This window comes from bacterium, from assembly GCA_021158245.1.
Taxonomy (GTDB): domain Bacteria; phylum Zhuqueibacterota; class QNDG01; order QNDG01; family QNDG01; genus QNDG01.
In genome coordinates, this window is the sequence record JAGGVB010000057.1 from 1 (window position 1) to 3,774 (window position 3,774).

Below are 3,774 nucleotides of genomic sequence, written 5' to 3' on the forward strand. Positions count from 1 at the left end.
ACAATATATTTTCCGTCAGGGGATACTGCAATGCCTCTTAAGGTTCTGTCAGTTAACAGTTTTTTTATTCTGCCTGATTTCAGATCAACTTTAAACAGAGGAACGTCTCCCTTTTGGTTTGCTGTAAAATAGATTGATTTTGAATCGGGAGACCAGACAAATTCGTTTATCCATGAATCCACACTTTCCGTCAGGGTTCTGATTTTTCCTGTGTTTCTGTTGTAAACAGCAAGCCTTATCTTGTCAGATTCATATCCCGGAATTGTCTGTTTTAAAAATGCAATATACTTTCCGTCCGGTGAATATACGGGAGAGCCGTCAAAAGCTCTGTTCTGCTCCGAAATGTTTTTTATGTAACCGTGTTCCGAAGAACATACCCACAGGTCTCCGTTAGTAGATGACCATGGATCAGGATCGTGGTTTGAGACAACACAGAGTTCTTTCCCGTCAGAGGATACTGCATATCCACTACCACCCAGAGAGAATCTCGGCGCATTGTAATCTCCGGGAGTAAGGTCTTTAATGTCTCCGGATTTTACGTCAAGAATAAATGTATGAGTTCTTTTTCCGTCAGCCCATGCTGTCCAGTGTCTGTACAGAAGTTTATCTGCCATGTGAGCCTGAAGGGGGCCGCTTCCCATAGAGTCGCTCTCTTTTTTATTTTTCTCAAAATCAGCTCCGTATTCGGGAAACACATCAGCAGAGAAAACAATATGATTATTATCAGCCCAGATCGGATCTGAAATACCTATTGGGAAATCAGTGATTTTTTCCGGTTCTCCGCCGTTGACAGGCATAAGCCAAATCTGCAGGCCTTTTCCCCTTGAAGATAGGAACATAAAGCTTTTTCCGTCAGGTGACCATCTAGGGTGAAAATCCGCTGCTTTGTTCCGGGTCATTTGAACAATTTCATTATTTGTAAGATCCATTAAAAATATATCGGAATTACTTTGGCCTTTTTTCAGATTGTATTTTGCAACTGTAAATAGAAGTTTTCTGCTGTCCGGAGAAACCTGCGCATCTCCCACAGATTTAATCTTGTAAAGATCCTCAATTGTGAATGCGCGTTTTTGTGCCAGCGCCTGGAAATTAAAGATTAGTAAGATTGACGCTGCTAATAGTAATAGTTTTCTTTTTAACATTTTCCCCTCATTTTAATATTTTCTCATGTTTGATGCTGCAGTAATTTGACACAAAATTGAATACACTTCAGGCAGAATCTAAAAAATTGTAGTTTTTGCAGGAATTCTCCTTTTTTCACCATTTATTATACCCAATTCTGTATTTTCATAATGATCTTCTTTTTTAATTAAAATAATATGGATTTATACAATATGCAAGATTTTTATAGAATTAATTTTGTTGTAATTTAAAAAACATTGACTTTCCAAAAATTAATAATTATACTGATTTAGTAGTTGACTTTAAACATTCCATGAATTAAAACTTTTTATCATAAGTAGTTATAATCTCTATTGAATTAGTTGAAGAAGCCGTCTGGTTAAGTTCTATCACTATTTTGCATGATAATAATGTCTTTCTTAAATAACTATTTGGAGGGGAGTACTATGAAGAATTGTACAACTTTAGCTGTATGCAGGATTGTTATTTTTGTTATAATTTTTATTTTTACTTCTGTTCTATCAGCAGACACATTTATTGTTACAAGCACATCTGAAAATGGTGCAGGTTCATTACGTGAAGCTATCAATAATTCAGATAGTCATACTGGAGCAGACACGATAATTTTTAACATTCCTGCTACAGATGCTGGGTATGATCCCTTAAAGGGTGTTTGGACAATTCAAGTTCAGACACGGTTACCTGCAATTAATGATGACAGTACTTTTATTGACGGTTCTTCACAAGCTATTTTTATTGGTGAGGATAGTAATCCTTTTGGGCCTGAAATAGTTATTAATGGACTCCATGCTGGTTCTTTTGAAGGCCTTGGAATTAACAGCAACTATAATATTGTAGGCTCATTAACGATTAATGGTTTTAGTGCAGGGGGCATAGGTATTTATGGAGATAACAACAAAGTTTACGGGTGTTTTATCGGCCCCGATTACAGCGGAGGGGGCCGTGTATCTGGCCAGGGTTATGGGATTTTTATCAGTATGGGTGCAGCAGATAATATTATCGGAGGCACAGAAGAGGGAGAGAGGAATATAATAAGCGGGAATAAATATTCTGGTTTGGTAATAAGAGGTAGTGCTCATGATAACCATGTATCCGGGAATTATATAGGCATAACAAGTACAGGAACAGATACTCTTGGTAATTTAAATTATGGAATTGAATTGTCTTTTGAAGCCAGGGAAAACATTATAGGGCCTGGTAATGTTATTTCCGGCAATTATAACCATGGAATTGAAATAGTCGAGGTTGGAACTGACAGTAATTATGTAATTGGCAATTATATAGGAACAAATGCAGCAGGAACGTCTTTCCTGCCTAATAAGGCAAATGGTGTGATGATAGACCTTAATGCACAGTACAATTTTATCGGTGGATTAGCTGAAGAGCAGCGGAATGTTATTTCAGGTAATGGCTTTGAAGGAGTTCAAATCTATGGAGAAGGTACCAGTTACAATGTTGTTGCAGGAAATTACATAGGGCTCTCTGCAGCAGGGGACAGCCTTGGTAATAATATAAATGGTGTAAGTATTATTTATTATGCTTCACATAATGTCATTGGCCCTGGAAACGTTATTTCTTCAAATAAATCTAACGGGATTGCTCTAAGCTATAATTATCCCAGTAGAAATATTATTAAAGGTAACCTGGTAGGCACAGACCCTCTCGGTATTGAAAGCAGAGGGAATAAATATTCCGGTATATCTATTTCTTCCGGAAAAGGTAATATAATCGGGGGCACTCTTACTGAGGATAGAAATGTAATATCCGGAAATGAAGGATCAGGTATAAGAATTTATTCTTCTTCTAATCAATCGGATTCGACTGAAGTAATTGGGAATTACATTGGGACTGATATTTCAGGTACAGGAAATTTAGACAACAAATATTACGGTATAAGTATAACCGGAACCCTTCAAAATATTACATGCAGTTTAAATGTCGTTTCAGGCAATGAACTTTCAGGTCTGTACATGTCCGGTTCAATAAGTAATTCTATAATTTCAAATAATAAAATTGGAGTGGATGTAACTGGTACGGGTGAATTGGGCAATAAGCAATATGGTATTCAATTATTCAGCGATTGTTCAAATAATGAAATTGGGCCGGGGAATGTAGTGGCATATAATAAATATAACGGCATTTATATTTATGGAAACAGCATACAGAACAGAATTACAGAAAACAGTATTTTTAGTAATGGATGGAAAGGGATAGATAATTCAGATGGAGGGAATAATGAGCTGACATCTCCTGTAATTACAGAATTTGGTTCAGTAATTGGAACTGCACCTTCAAATTCAGTAGTTGAAATTTTTTCAGGCGTTGATAAACAAGGCGGCCAGAATTTTAAAGGCTCTGTGCAGGCGGACGATATAGGACATTTTATCTGGGAAGGTACTGTCGCAGGCCCGTGGATTACAGCCACCGCAACTGACGCGGATGGCAATACATCTGAGTTTTCAGCAGCTAAGCTCTATGGAAACATTGTTGTCACAACTACAGCAGATACAGGAGAAGGTTCTTTAAGAAATGCAATTGAACTTGCAAACAGCAGTGCAGGCCCTGATACGATTATTTTTAAAATTCCTGATACAGATCCCGGATTTAACGGAACTGTGTGGGTAATATCTC

The 3,774-nt window shown here is 37.2% G+C and carries 2 protein-coding genes; one reads left to right on the forward strand and one right to left on the reverse strand.

Annotation, left to right across the window (positions count from 1 at the left end):
* Nucleotides 1-1,142, reverse strand: a 1,142-nt coding sequence (locus J7K93_03060; GenBank protein ID MCD6115971.1) for a PD40 domain-containing protein, incomplete at its 3' end; no start/stop codon positions are given.
* Nucleotides 1,143-1,568: 426 nt separating this feature from the next.
* On the opposite strand from J7K93_03060, the gene J7K93_03065 reads away from it, so the two are divergent.
* Nucleotides 1,569-3,774: right-handed parallel beta-helix repeat-containing protein (locus tag J7K93_03065; protein ID MCD6115972.1), on the forward strand; the 2,206-nt coding region annotated here is incomplete at its 3' end.